At 73.6% G+C, this 12,790-nt stretch carries 10 protein-coding genes; 2 read left to right on the forward strand and 8 right to left on the reverse strand.

The window, feature by feature from the left end; translation table 11 throughout:
* Positions 1–2,892: 2,892 nt before the first annotated feature.
* The 4 genes from AB0A97_RS18795 to AB0A97_RS18810 all read right to left on the reverse strand — a co-directional run bounded on the left by AB0A97_RS18795 (position 2,893) and on the right by AB0A97_RS18810 (position 5,675).
* Positions 2,893–3,051 (reverse strand): DUF6760 family protein, encoded by a 159-nt coding sequence (locus AB0A97_RS18795; RefSeq protein WP_344093983.1) that lies wholly within the window; start codon positions 3,049–3,051, stop codon positions 2,893–2,895.
* The gene (locus AB0A97_RS18800; RefSeq protein WP_361151107.1) at positions 3,048–3,557 is read right to left on the reverse strand and encodes a hypothetical protein; all 510 of its coding nucleotides are present in this window, start codon (positions 3,555–3,557) and stop codon (positions 3,048–3,050) included. Before AB0A97_RS18800 ends, AB0A97_RS18795 begins: the two co-directional genes overlap by 4 nt.
* Positions 3,557–4,000: a phage tail protein gene (locus AB0A97_RS18805; protein WP_030019509.1), complete on the reverse strand. Its 444-nt coding sequence runs from the start codon at positions 3,998–4,000 to the stop codon at positions 3,557–3,559. Before AB0A97_RS18805 ends, AB0A97_RS18800 begins: the two co-directional genes overlap by 1 nt.
* Before the next feature lie 67 nt (positions 4,001–4,067).
* Entirely contained in the window at positions 4,068–5,675 is a 1,608-nt protein-coding gene (locus AB0A97_RS18810) for a phage tail sheath subtilisin-like domain-containing protein (RefSeq protein WP_361150862.1), read from the reverse strand.
* A gap of 310 nt (positions 5,676–5,985) precedes the next feature.
* On the opposite strand from AB0A97_RS18810, the gene AB0A97_RS18815 reads away from it, so the two are divergent.
* A complete protein-coding gene (locus AB0A97_RS18815) occupies positions 5,986–7,380 on the forward strand; it encodes a hydrolase (RefSeq protein ID WP_361150864.1) in 1,395 nt (464 codons plus the stop codon).
* Between the two features lie 30 nt (positions 7,381–7,410).
* On the opposite strand, the gene AB0A97_RS18820 is transcribed toward AB0A97_RS18815, so the two are convergent.
* From AB0A97_RS18820 to AB0A97_RS18830, 3 genes are all read right to left on the reverse strand, one after another.
* The gene (locus tag AB0A97_RS18820) at positions 7,411–9,393 is read right to left on the reverse strand and encodes an ATP-binding protein (RefSeq protein ID WP_361151110.1); all 1,983 of its coding nucleotides are present in this window, start codon (positions 9,391–9,393) and stop codon (positions 7,411–7,413) included.
* A 92-nt stretch (positions 9,394–9,485) separates the two neighbouring features.
* Positions 9,486–10,163, reverse strand: coding sequence for a DUF4255 domain-containing protein (locus AB0A97_RS18825; protein ID WP_361150866.1), 678 nt, complete (start codon positions 10,161–10,163; stop codon positions 9,486–9,488).
* Positions 10,164–10,356: 193 nt separating this feature from the next.
* Entirely contained in the window at positions 10,357–11,013 is a 657-nt protein-coding gene (locus AB0A97_RS18830; protein ID WP_361150869.1) for a response regulator transcription factor, read from the reverse strand.
* Between the two features lie 283 nt (positions 11,014–11,296).
* Here AB0A97_RS18830 and AB0A97_RS18835 point away from each other — a divergent pair, with 283 nt between their 5' ends.
* Positions 11,297–11,851: a hypothetical protein gene (locus tag AB0A97_RS18835; protein ID WP_361150872.1), complete on the forward strand. Its 555-nt coding sequence runs from the start codon at positions 11,297–11,299 to the stop codon at positions 11,849–11,851.
* A 54-nt stretch (positions 11,852–11,905) separates the two neighbouring features.
* Here AB0A97_RS18835 and AB0A97_RS18840 read toward each other — a convergent pair whose 3' ends face one another.
* On the reverse strand, positions 11,906–12,715 hold the full coding sequence (locus tag AB0A97_RS18840) for a hypothetical protein (protein ID WP_361150875.1): 810 nt from the start codon (positions 12,713–12,715) through the stop codon (positions 11,906–11,908).
* Positions 12,716–12,790 lie beyond the last annotated feature (75 nt).

Here is a 12,790-nt window from a genome sequence, read left to right on the forward strand (position 1 = left end):
AGTGGGACGGTGCGGGGCGGGATGGTGCGAGGCGGAGCGGTGCACCGGTGCGCCCTGCGGAGGCGTGGCGCGCCGCTGGACGTTGACGGGGGAGGGGGCAGGAGCGGAGCCCGCCGCAGACCGTGGGGCGGCCGGAAGCCCCCCGGCCGGAGGTGCGGGGAGCGGGGAAGAAGCGGGCGTGGCTGCCGCCTGGGGCGGGGGCCCGGTGGGGTGCGCGGTGTCCGGACGGGCCGACGGGAGGGGGAGGGGTGGAGCGTCCGCACGGGCCGTGGGCCTGACGGGTGGTAGGGCGGCGTTGGCGCGGGACGAGGGCCGGGCGGATGCTGGGGCCTCCGTGCGGGACGAGGGGGCGGCGGGTGGCAGGGCGTTGGTGCGGGACGGGGGCCTGACGGGTGGTGGGGTGTCCGTGCGGGACGAGGGTTTGGCCAGGGGAGTGGCGTCCGCGGGTGCGCTGGTGACCGGGGCACCCAGCGGCGAACGGCGCCGCGCGATCACTGGCGGAGCGCTCCGGTCCTTGGGCGTTGCCGTGGTGGAGCGTGAGGTGGGGGCCGGTGGAGTGGGGTTCGTCGGAGCGGATTCCGTCTGGGGACGGGGCGTACCGGTGGGCTGGGCAGAGCTTCCGGGCGTGCGTGGTGCGCCGGCCGTGGTGGGTGGGACTGCGGTCGACGGCGCGGGCGTCGGCGTTGCCGAGACCGGGGCGCCGAGACCGGTCGCGGCGACCGTGCGAGTGACGCTGCGCTGTACCGGCCGGTGGGGCGCGGACCGGGCCGGGGCGGGGTCCGGTGGCGGGTTCGGCACCGAGCGGGACGCGGCGGACGGTCCCGGGCCCACGGCGGCGGAAGGCGCCGAGGCCGGAAGAGCCGGGGGAAGGCCCGGGGCCGGCTGCGGTGCGTCAGAGCTGGTCGCCGAAGGCGCGGTGGGTACGGTGTGGCCGTCGGCGACCGGGAGCGGCCGCGCACCTTGAAGTGATCGACGCACAGGAGTGGTTGCGTAGAGCTGACCCGAAGCCGGGTCCGAAGCCGGGCCCGAAGCCGACTCCGGGACCGGTACGGCTGCTGACGTGGCGTTCTCGGGCGATGTCTGTTCCGAGGGAATGGCAGGTCGGGGCGCGGCGTCTCGCACAGGGGGGAGTGCGCGGTGCGGAGCGGCCGAGGGGCCCGTGCCGCGCGGGGTGGGTGCTGGAGCGCCGTGTGTGTCCTGTGCCGGTCCTGTCGGTGGATCGGCCGGCGGGCCATCGTCCGGCGAATCGGCGGGACCGCCGTCACTGGGAGTCGGCGCCGATGCCGCGCCGGTGGCGGGCGCCGCCGACGCGTGATCACGGGAGACGGCTGCCTGCTGTACCGCGGTGCCGGCTTCGGTCCGCCCAGGCGCTGCACGCCCGCGAGTTGCCGTTGTTCCACCGGGTGCGGCTGGGGCGCTGGTCGCCCTCGTCGGTGACGGCGCGGAGCGGCTGGTGCTCTCGGTTGGGGCGGCCGCTCCGGTTCCTCCTTCGCCGCCTCCGGCCGGTGCGGCCGTTCCGGGCTCGTCGCGCATCACATCTGGTTCGTTCGTCGGCCCCGTAACGCGCTTGCTGGTACGCGGAGTTCGCGCTGCCCCCGCAGTACCGATCGCCGCAGCCGCGAAGCCCTGCCGAGCCACCGGCAGCACCCGCCGTTGCACGGTGCCTGGCCCGATCGGCGCCTTGGTCAGGGGCAGCCGGGACGGGGTGGACGGAGCGGGCGTCCCACGGACACCGCGAGCCGGGGACAGGACAGGTGCTGGTGCTACTGATGCCTCCTGAGACGCAAGGGACGAGACGGGAGACGACGAGGACGCGGTGGCGGACGGAACCGGGGACGCGGCGGGCGCGGCCATGGGTGCCGATGATGCGGCAAGAAGCGTCCGCCGGGCGGCCGGGGCGACAGGTGGCCGCTCGTGCGTCGCCGGTGCCTTCCGGGTGACTGGGCTCTCCGCGGCCGTACCTGAACTCGCCTGGGCACCACCGGCGTCCGAGGCGTTCGCGGTGGCTGTGGTGGCTGTGGTGGCCGAGGCGGCCCTGGCGGCTGAGCCGGACGTGGTGTGCGGAGTCGCCGGAACCGGCCGGGCCGTGGCGCCAGGAAGGGACCGGCGGACACCGCCGGAAGGCCGAACCGACGGGGTCCGCGGACCCGGGACGACCGGCCCAGCAGACTCCACGCTCGCAATGGCACCAACAGACCCAGTGGCACCAACAGACCCAACGGCATCGACAGCCTTCACAGCCCCGACAGGATCGACGGCCTTCCCGGACCCCGCCTTCCCGGGCCCCGCCTTCCCGGGCCCCGCCTTCCCGGACCCCACGGCCTTTCCCGCCCCGGCAGCCCTTCCAGCCCGAACCTCCCCACCCCTTGAAGCCGCCCCCGCTCCAGCCCCAACCCCCACCCCAGCCCCCGCCCCCACAGCACGCAACGGCACCACAGGCACCCGCTGCACAGCAGGCTCCGGCGACGACGGCGCCACCGGCGCCCAGGGCAGCGTCCTCGATGGCCGTTCCAGCCCCGTCACCGGACGGGCCGTGACGGTGATCGCCCCCGGCAGCAGCCCGACGGGAGTGGGGTCGAGAACGCCGATGCGGGTGGCCGCCGCATCCGTGAACGAGGGGTTCTGCCACGTCGGCAGCCGCCTGCCGAACCCGGCGTCCGCCACCTCGGCCCGGCCGTCGGTCACGGACCGCTGGATGGACGGCAGCGTCCGCCAGGCGGTCGAGGCAGCCGCACCGGCAGGCGCGCCACCGGCCACCATCGGCTCACCGGCGGCACCGGCCGCACCGCCGCCGACCCCGTACCCCGTGTCCCCGGAAGCCCGCCGCGCCTCCGCACTCCCACCGTGCTCACGCCCACCCCGGCCCCGTAGCCGCTCCAGGAATCCCATGGTTCAGTCCTCCGCCCCGGCGCGTGTCACGAAGGACGCGATCCGGTCCGTGTAGCCGCGGCGGTCGTGGTGTTCGAGGTCCAGGATCGTCTCCAGGTCCCAGTGGAAGTGGTAGGCGACGTACGCGATCTCCTCGTGCAGTCGGTCGGTCGCGTACGTCACGATTCCCCCAGGCGGCTCCCGCCGAGTTCCACTTCGAACGGCTCGGAGCAGTGCGGGCAGTCCACCGCGGCGCGGGTGTGGCCCTCGGCGTTGATCTGACGGTAGAAGTCCTGGAGGAACGCGAGGTCGGAGGCGAACATGTTCTCCACGATCCCGTCGTGCACCATCGGCAGCGTGCCCAGGCGGGTGACGACCCGGCCGAGCAGGACGACCGACAGGTACGCGGGGTTCTCCTGGACCCGGACGTCGCGCAGCGGGACCAGTTCGTCCCGTGCCGTGGACAGGCGCATCACACCGTCCCGGTGCACGGTGCCCGCCTCGTCGACGTATCCGCGCGGCAGTTGGAAGGGGAACTCGGTGCGCAGGCTGCGGGGTACCGCGTCGGCCGGAGCCGCGGCGCCGGGAGGCGGAACGGGGGTATCCGCTCCCGCAGCCGCGGCCTGGGGGGCCGGTGGCGCCGGCGCGGCCGTGCCCGCGCCCGGCGCACCGGCAGCCGTGCGCCGCATCATTCGATGACCAGCTCTTCGAAGACGATGGTCACGGTCTCGGAGAGCACGGCGGCCTCGCCGGCCTTCAGCGTGCTCGCGTCGATCTTGCTGCACCAGGCGTTGCGCAGGTTGTAGCGCTTCACCGGGTTGTCCTCGTAATCCATCATGATGATGGAGGCGTTCTTGCGGGCGGTGCTCATCCGGCCGTTGATCGAGTCGTTGATCCACTGCGTGAACGAGGACGACTGGGTCATGCCGCGCACCACGGTGCACTGCCCGTTCTTCTGCACACCCGGCAGAATGTTGATGTCGACCTTGCCCTGCGCGGTGTTCTGCGGGCTGACGATGACGTCCTGTTCGATGGTGAGGCCGCTGACCTCCGAGAGGTACTCGACCATCACCCCGTCGATCTGCAGGCCGAAATTGTGTGAGGTGAGGGAGTCACCCTGCATGAGAGCCATGGGTTCGCTGTCCTTCTGGGCTTGGTGGCGGTGGGCTGCGAGGGTCCGGGGCGGAGGCGGGCGGGGCCTACTCCTCCAACTCACCGCTGCCGCTGGAGAACTGCGACAGCCGGAAGATCACGAACTCGGCGGGCTTTACCGGGGCGACACCGATCTCGCACACGACCCGGCCCAGGTCGACCGACTCCGGCGGGTTGGTCTCCTCGTCGCACTTGACGTAGTACGCCTCCTGGGGCCGCTGGCCGAAGAGCGCGCCGCTGCGCCACTCGGTGACCAGGAACGCCGAGATGTTGCGCCGGATACGGGCCCACAGCGCGTGGTCGTTCGGCTCGAACACCACCCACTGGGTGCCGATCAGGATCGACTCCTCCAGGTAGTTGAAGTACCGGCGGATGTTCAGGTAGCGCCACTCGGGGTCGGACGAGAGGGTGCGGGCTCCCCACACGCGCACGCCGCGGCCGGGGAACGCCCGGATGCAGTTGACGCCGACGGGGTTGAGCAGGTCCTGTTCACCGCGGGTGATCTGGAGTTCCAGGTCGACGGCACCCCGTACGACCTCGTTGGCGGGAGCCTTGTGCACGCCGCGCTCGGAGTCGTTGCGGGCCCAGATGCCGGCGACGTGGCCGCTGGGCGGGACCATACGGGCCTGGCCCGTCGCCGGGTCGAAGGACTTGATCCAGGGGTAGTAGAGCGCCGCGTACTTGGAGTCGTAGCCCGCGGTCTCCTGGCGCCACAGCCGTATCTGCTGGGCGTTCAGGCCGGGCGGCGGGTCGATGACGGCCACCCGGTCGCCCATCAGCTCGCAGTGCGCGATGAGTCCGAGCTGGACGGCCTTGACGGCCTCCAGGTCGATGGCGCCCCGCTGGTAGGCGGCCATGAGGTCGGGCACGGCGACCATGGAGATCTGGTCGACGGCCTCCAGGCCGCCGAAGCCGGTGCGGTCGGCGGAGTCGCCGAGGTACTGGGTCGGGCCGGGGTTCGCGGTGGTGTCCCGCTGCGCGGGCGCGGGCGCGGACGCGGCGGCCGGGGCCGGGGCGGGCGGTGCGGCGAGGGTGACGGTCTGGTTGTCCGGGCGGGCGAGCTGCGCCGGCGGCACGGCCTCCGTCACGGTGATGAGCTTGGAGCGTTCCTTGACCTGGGTGACGACGTAGGACCGGTTGCTCTTCTTGGCGCTCACGTCGAACGTCTCGACCGGCTTGTCACCGTCCCTGACGACGAGCCTGAACCGTTCAGCGGGGCCCTCCCCTTCGGGGTCGGCGACCTCCACGGTCAGCGGGCCGGCCGTGCCCCGGGCGACGGCCGCCACGGAGAAGGTGCCGAGCTGCTGCGGCTCGGCGGCGGGCAGTTGCGCCGGAGGGGCCGAGCCGGTCACCGCGGCGGGGGACCCGCCCTCGCCGGAAGCGCCCTCGGTGGAACCGCCGATCCGCACCACGTACGCGGCGGAACCGCCGTTGTTGAAGAAGCCGTAGACGGAGTGGGCGAGGTAGTACCCGTCGGTGAAGTCGCCGAAGGAGGCGACGTACTGGGTCCAGTTGGTCACCAGTGTCGGCTCGTTCAGGGGCCCGGCCGGTGCGAGCCCGACGAAGGCCGCCACGGAGGTGCCCACTCCCTCGATGGGACGCGAACCACTGGCCACCTCCTCGACGTAGACGCCGGGCGACAGGTAGGACGGCATGCTCTGCTCTCCTCGGGGTACACGACGGGACGTCTCCACCCTCGGGTACGGCCCCTCGCCGCCGAAACGTCCTCAGGTGCCGGGCCCTGGGCAGTGCCGCTGCCCTCAAGGGCGCGGCGCCGTGCCTCCCCGGCCGGCCGGTGGCGGCCCGCCGCCCGGGACACCGGGGCCGCCGGGCGCGCCGCGCCGACGCTGCCGCGGAGCGGGGCGCAGGGCCGCGGGCCGAGGGCATCCGGCACCGCCCGTCCGGGCAGCCGGGTCTGCCCGGGAGGCTCCTGACGGTGTCCGCCGCCTCTCCTAGCGTCGTGGCGTGAGCCCTTGGACTTCTTTGGAACCCGCTTCCGCGACCGTCAGCCCCGGCAGCAGCACCTCGGTGCGGCTGCGGGTGCGCAACACCGGAGACATCGTCGACGAGTACCACTTCGAGCCGGTCGGTGATCTCGCCCCCTGGACCACCGTGGAGCCGCAGGCGCTGCGGCTCTACCCGGGAACGACCGGCACGGTGGAGCTGACGTTCGCGCCGCCCCGCACGCCGGACGCGACCGCCGGCCCGAATCCGTACGCGGTGCGGGTCACGCCGACGGAACATCCGGACGCCGTCACTGTCCCCGAGGGCAACCTCACCATCACCCCCTTCACCGAGATGCGCGCCGAACTGGTGCCGCCGACGGTGAAGGGGCGGTTCCGGGGGCGGCCGCGGCTGGCGGTGGACAACCTCGGCAACACCAAGGTCACCGCTTCGCTCAGCGGCAAGGACGCCGGCGAACGGCTGTCGTACGAGATCCAGCCGGGCAACGTCCAGATCGAGCCGGGCCGGGCCGCTTTCGTGAAGGTGACGCTGCGGCCCCGGCAGATCACCTGGTTCGGCTCCAAGCAGGAGCAGCCGTACGCGCTGGCCGTACGGCGCTCCGGCACCGAGCCGGACGAGGTGGCCGGCACCTTCGTGCAGCGCGGCGTCCTGCCGGGCTGGCTGGCCACCACCTTCGGCCTGCTGCTCGCGCTGACGATCGCGTTCGTGACGATCTGGCTGGCGTACCGGCCGCAGGTGCAGAGCGTGGCGCGGGAGAAGCCCGAGAAGGCCGGCCAGCTCGCACCGGGCCGCCCGTCCCCGCCGGTCAGCAGCCCGCCGCCGCAGCCCCGTCAGACGGAGGGCCCGACCGAGAAGCCCGGCGGCGGGGAGGAGAAGCCGAAGGGCGGAGGAGGCGGCGACGGGGACCGGCCCAAGGAGGAGCCCCAGGAGCGCACCGCGGCCACCGCGGTGCGCGAACTCGTCGCCCGCAGTGCGGGCCGCCACATCTGCTACCGCGCCTTCGTCCAGGACGACGGCTGGCAGGAGCCGGTGTGCGACGGGGCCGAGGCCGGGACGGTGGGCCAGGGCAAGCCCGTCAAGGCCCTCAACATCGCGGTGTCCGGCACCAAGGGCGTCACCGGCGCGTCCGCCTACGTGGGCGAGGGCTGGCGCAAGGACGACGCGTGGCGGAAGGAGGACGACGGCAAGGACATGGTCCTCGGCAGCACCGAGAGCGCCGACCCTCCCCTGCAAGGGTTCACCCTCCAGGTCTTCGACGGCTCCGTGTGCCACGAAGCCAACGTGAAGGACCAGAACTGGACGGACAAGCTGTGCACCGAACCCGGCCAGTGGAGGTACGGCGGCAGCCCCATGGAACGGAACCTCCCGTTGGAGGCGGTCCGCTTCACCGTGTGACCACGGGCCGGACGGGTGAGGCCCGCCGTGTCACCAGCTCGTCCCGCCCGGTACCAGCCGCCCCGCCTTGCGGTACTCGCGACGGGCGCCTTCCCACAGGTCGCCCGCCGTGACCGGCTCGTCCCGGCCGGCCGCGAGGTAGGCGGCGGTCACCACCGCACTGCGGATCGAGCCGCCGGCCAGCTCGAAATCCCGGGCGAGGGCGTCGGTGTCGGCGTCGGCGTCCATGGCCCGCGGTACGTGCGTCAGGCCGTGCCGCCACAGCGCGAGCCGCTGTCCGGCGTCCGGGAAGGGGAAGTCGACCACCTGGTCGAGGCGGCGGGTGAACGCGTCGTCGATGTTGGCCCGCAGGTTGGTGGTCAGCAGGGCGACGCCGTCGAAGGACTCCAGGCGTTGCAGCAGGTAGGCGCTCTCCAGGTTGGCGTACCTGTCGTGCGAGTCCTTGACCTCCGAGCGTTTGCCGAACACCGCGTCGGCCTCGTCGAAGAGGAGCACGGCGTCCGTACGGTCGGCCTCCGTGAAGATCCGTTCGAGGTTCTTCTCGGTCTCCCCGACGTACTTGTCCACGATCGAGGACAGCTGGACCACGTACAGATCGACCCCCAGATCGGCGGCGATCACCTCGGCGGACAGCGTCTTGCCGGTGCCGGACTCGCCCGCGAAGAGACCGAGGACGCCCCGGCCGCGGCCGCCGCCGGCGCTGAGCCGCCAGTCGCCGAGCACCCGGTCGCGATGCCGGGCACGCAGGGCGAGTTCCCGCAGTTGGGCGAGGGGCCCGTCGGGCAGGACCAGGTCTCGCCAGTCCACCGCGGGCCGGATGCGGCGAGCGTGCCGTTCGAGGCCCGAGGCCGACTGCTGCCGGGCGGCGAGCAGTACGTGGGCGGCGGTGAGCGCGGTGCCGTCGAAGGCGGCGAGCGCGGTCGCCGCCCGGGCGGCGCGGACGATGTGGTCGCCGCCGAGGTGGTACGGCGCCACGGTGGCGGCCAGGTCGAAGCCGTCGGCGGCCGGTCCCAGCGCGGTACGCCAGGTGTCCGTGCCCCCGGCCGGCCTCCGGGGCGCCTGGAGTACCAGCGGGTCGTGCGCGGACCACTGGGGATCGTACGGACGGGAGTCGGTCAGCAGCACCGTCACCTCGGTCGCCGCGGTCAGTTCGGCGACCATCGGGCCCGGATGCTCGGGAAGGCCGCCCACCACGACCGCCCGGCCGGTCAGCCGCGCCTCCCGCAGCAGTTCCGGGACGTGCTCCGGCGGCCCTTGGAAACGCAGCGCGTCGGCGCCCGCCTCGTGCAGCGCGGACGCGAGGGTCGCCAGGGCGTCGCCCGTACGGTGCTCCCGCAGATAGGCGGTGAACGGCCCGTCGCCGAGGCGGGCGGCCAGCCGCCGTACGAAGCCCTCGTCGTGTTCCGCGCCGGGCAGCGGCTCCGGCATCGGATGCAGCAGCCCGAGGAGCGCGGTGTCCGGGGTGTCGTCACCCAGCACATGGGCGGTGAACCGGTCGGGTACGGACAACGAGCGGGTCAGAAAAGGCCGTTCGGCCTCCTCGACGGTCAGCAGCCCCAGCGCGCGGAGCGGCGCCGAGAGGTGGAACCGGGCGCGCGCCTCCGGCAGGTGCGCGGGAAGTCCGCACAGGTCGAGGGCGAGGCCCACGGTGGCGCGGCGGCGGCTCACGTCGTCGTTGAGGTAGCCGTACAGCGGCTCGAAGGTGCGGTCGAGGTCCGGGGCGAGGGCGATGAGGAGCACGGCGGTGTCCAGCTCGGTCAGCCGCAACCGGGCGGCCGTACGGGCCAGTCGGTCGTCGGCGTCCGCCGGGCACCCCGCCGGCGCGCCCGGCCGTACGTCCGCTTCCCGCACGGCCTCCTGCACCGTGTCCGGCACCGTACGCGCCCAGGTGTGCAGCAGACGGCCCACGGCGTCCTCGGACAGGTAGAGGCCGCGCAACGGGTCGTCCGCGGTGGGATCGCCGGCGGAACGTCGTTCGACCAGCGCGGTCACCGCGTGCCGCAGCCCCGCCAGCCGATCGAGGAGCGAACGCGCCGGACCGGCCGCACCGGCGGCCCCGGCACCGGCAGTTGTGGGGAGGACGTCGTCCAGGGGCGAGGTGCCGCTCACGTCTGCTCCTTGCGGCGGCCCGCCGCCTGCTCGTGCGCGGCGCGGGCCTCCGCGATCTGACGGGGCCGGTGGCCGCGCTCTTCCGACCGGGGCGGGCCGCCGTCCGCACCGCGTACCCGGACCACCGCTCCCTCCGTGACCGGGGGCCCCGCCTCGTAGTCGGGGAACGCCGGGAACGGCACGGTCACCGCGACATCCAGGGAGGGCTTGAGCTCCCCACCCAGCGCGGACCAGATGTCGGCGAGGGAGCGGGCCTCCGACTGACTGCCGCTCACCGTCACCGGCACGGCCAGACCGAGGCGCCCGAGCGGTTCCGGAAGTTCCCCGGCGGCGAGCAGTTCGTGGGGCAGCAGCGTGGCCAGTACCGCGGACAACAGCCGGTGTTCGTCCTGCGGCGTCTTCGTCCAGGCCGTCACCAGGTAGGAGAGCCGGAACCAGCGCGGCGGACGACGGTGGCGTACGACGATGTCGCGGTCGTCGCGCAGTCCGGTGCGTCCGCGCTGCCGCCGGGCCATGTCCTCCCGTACGTCGTACAAGTAGGCGTTCACCACGGGCGCGTTGCGCCGGGCGGCCCAGTCACGGGTGGGTACCTCGAAGGACACGTCGATACCGGACCCGGCCAGTGCGCCGCCGCCGATGAGTCCCTTGAGGACCTCGTCCACCTCATGCATCACTTACGTGCTCCCACCTGCCGGCCGCCCCGCCGGACGCCGGCGCCGGCGCTGTGCGGCCCCGCCGCCGGTCGCGTCGGCTGTTCGCGACCCCGCTGCCGATCGTGGCCCCTGTGCCGTCCGGGGCGCAGGCACGCCGGGGACGGCGGCGGGGCAGCTCTCGTGCCCCAAGGGGCCGTCCCCGCCGTCCGGCCGGTCAGATGTAGCCCTCGCGGAGGGCGTACGCCACCGCGTGCGAACGGTTGCGCAGATGCAGGCGGGTGGTGAGCCCGTGCATGACGTTCTTGACGGTGCGTTCGGAGTACGACAGCTTGGTGGCGATCTCCGAGGTGTCGAACCCCTCGGCGACCAGCCGCACGACGTCGACCTCGCGCGAGGTGAGGCCCAGGAAGGACCCCGGCTGGTCGGCGCCGCCCCGGTGCAGGCGCCCCACCTGGCTGATGAGCCGGCCCAGCAGGTCGGCGGGCAGATCGCCGCCGCCCTCGGCCGCGGTCAGCACCGCCTGCACCAGCCGGTGCGCCGTGGCCTCGCGGCGCCAGACGATGGCTCCCGCGCCGCACTCGATGACGTCCAGCAGTTCGTTCTCCCGGATGGTCCCCACCACGAGCACCACCCGCGCTCCCTCGCTGCGCACGACCCGCCGCAACCGGGCGAGCGCCGCCTCGTCGAGCACGTCCTCGACGAGCACGGCCACGGTGGCCGAACCGGCGTCCTCCCCGAGGTCGACCTCCGGATGGCGGCGTAACTGGCTGAGGACCCCCTCCCGGCTGATCGGGTCGGGCGCGGTGACCGCCACCCGCACCCGGCGCGCGGTGGGTACGGAAGCCGTGGTGGCCGGGTGCGAACTGAGCACGTGAATCCCCTGTCCTGTTCACCGGCGGCCCCATCCGTCCGGAGCCGGTACGTGACTGCTGTACCGACCATGCCGCCGAAAGGGCGACCGCCGCGTCGGCGAGAACTACGTAGCCGGGCCCTTACGTAATCCCGCGCCGGGCGGGGACGCGGAGATCCCGCGGGGCCGCGGCGCGGGGCGCCGCCATCCGGGCCGGGCTTCCGGACCGGCCCGGCATGGCGGCGGCGTGCCGGTGCGGTGCGCCGGGATGCTGGTCCGGTGTCCGGACCGGGCAGGAGGAGCCGTGGACGATTCCAGCCGCCGAGGAGCCCGGGGCCCGGCACCCGCCGCCCCCGGCGGGTCGGGAGTCATCGGTATCGGGCTCGCCGCCGTGCTGACGGCCGCGCTCGCGCAGGGTTGGTGGCAGTGGTTCGCCACGTACCTCGGCGTGACGCTGCTCGCGGTGATCCTCTCCTTCTACCGGCTGCCGCCGCGGGCACCCGGTTCGCGACGCGCGTACATCGCGAATCTGACGGCGTTCTCGCTGGTCGTCGGCCTGTGCGCAGCAATCACCCCGGCCCCCGTGATGCAGCGCCGGGCCTGGCTGTTCCCGATGCCGGGCACCCGTGACCGGTGTCCCGAGCTGGGCAGCTACGAGAGCGTCCGTACAGAGGCGGCGCTGGCCGGCCTGGCCGGTCGCGACGGCGCCGCCCTGGCCCACGCACAGGACGTCCACCGCCAGGCCGCCGTGGCCGACTGCCTGTCCGTCACCACGACCCTGTGGCTGCCGGTGTACGCGGCCGGAGTGGCTGTGCTGGTCGGGCTGGGGGCATGGGCCTTCGACCGGGCTCGGGGCTGAAGCCGGGCGCCACTGCCCGTCAAGTCCTGGACCGACTGGTGGCCGAGGCCCGCCTCAGGCACGCCCAGTCGCCTTGCGGCCGTCGGCGTCACAGGGCAGATCGGTGCCGGGGGCGTCGGCGCGGAAGTCGCGGGCGGCCTGGTGTTCGACGTCGGTGATGGCGGTGGGGCTGACGGCGATGGCCCCGCCGAAGGGCCGCTCGGCGTCGTGGACGAGCAGCAGGGTGGCGGTGAGCAGGGCGGTCGCCACGGCCAGGGTGGCGAGCTGGGGCCGGTTGCGGCGGCGGGGGATGCACAGGCACAGGGAGATGACGGTGATGGAGAGCAGGACGAGCATGAACCAGTAGATCACCGCGGGGACCGCCGCGGTCGACTCCGTCAGCCGTGCCTGGCGGGCCTTGGCCCGGGTGTCGTCCGCCGACACGAGCATGCCGAAGGCGCTCTGGTCCGTGCCGATGTCCTTGAAGGCGCTGCGCAGGTCGGCGGTCCAGACGCTGGGTTCCGGGGCGTTCCGGCCGTGGGCCATGGTCGGCCACTCGAAGTGGTGTACCGCGCGGGTGTAGCAGACGACGTCGGCCTGCACCCGGTGGCGCTGCGTGGCGTCGTGGAGGTAGTCCGCCGTCTCCGCGAGGTGGTCGGCCGCGTTGGCCTCGTTGTGCGCCGCCTCCTCGGCCCGGTTGTAGGAGCCGGCCGCGGTGGCCAGGACGAAGGCGAGGATCAGTACGGTCAGCGTCTGCACCGGGCTGAGCAGGTCCTTCACCGACAGACCTTCGTCGTCGGCTTCGGAGTCGTTGCGGCGCAGGAAGTGGTGGGCGATCAGGCCGAGGATCAGGGCGACCACGGCCACCACGAGGGTGACGGTCATGTGAGCGGGCCTCCGGGAGCGGGGTCGGGGCTCGACGCCGACGGTCTCTTTCCCCACTGCCCTTGCCGGACGGCG

It is taken from the genome of Streptomyces sp. NPDC045470 (genome assembly GCF_040646595.1).
Lineage (GTDB): Bacteria > Actinomycetota > Actinomycetes > Streptomycetales > Streptomycetaceae > Streptomyces.

Excerpts from the sequence above, each read along its gene's own strand:
- AB0A97_RS18800 (WP_361151107.1), bottom strand. The coding sequence starts at position 3,557 with ATGCGGCGCACGGCTGCCGGTGCGCCGGGCGCGGGCACGGCCGCGCCG.
- AB0A97_RS18805 (WP_030019509.1), bottom strand. The coding sequence starts at position 4,000 with ATGGCTCTCATGCAGGGTGACTCCCTCACCTCACACAATTTCGGCCTG.
- AB0A97_RS18810 (WP_361150862.1), bottom strand. The coding sequence starts at position 5,675 with ATGCCGTCCTACCTGTCGCCCGGCGTCTACGTCGAGGAGGTGGCCAGT.
- AB0A97_RS18840 (WP_361150875.1), bottom strand. The coding sequence starts at position 12,715 with ATGACCGTCACCCTCGTGGTGGCCGTGGTCGCCCTGATCCTCGGCCTG.